This is a genomic window from Acidovorax sp. Q11, from assembly GCF_054950075.1.
In genome coordinates this window covers 1-255 of record NZ_JBUDZG010000129.1, presented here as the reverse complement: position 1 = coordinate 255, position 255 = coordinate 1, and the positions used below count along the sequence as shown (strand labels likewise).

Here is a 255-nt window from a genome sequence, read left to right as displayed (position 1 = left end):
CCCGGCCTGCACGCTGCTGCTGTCGATACCCGGCATTGGACTGCTCAGCGCCACAGCCTTGGTGGCAGCCACCTCGGGCGATGTGACGCACTTCCAAGACGCACGCCACTTCTCCAGCTGGTTCGGTCTAACGCCCCGCGAGTACAGCTCGGGCGGCAGCCGCTACCTGGGGCGCATCTCCAAGAAAGGCGACCGCTACCTGCGCATGCTGCTCACGCACGGCGCGCGCAGTGTGCTGCGAGCGGCCAAGGTGGC

1 protein-coding gene is annotated in these 255 nt (G+C 67.8%); it reads left to right on the top strand.

Annotated elements, in window-relative coordinates; all coding sequences use genetic code 11:
- On the top strand, positions 1-255 hold a 255-nt coding region (locus ACYZGB_RS22990; RefSeq protein ID WP_462391302.1), incomplete at both ends, for a transposase.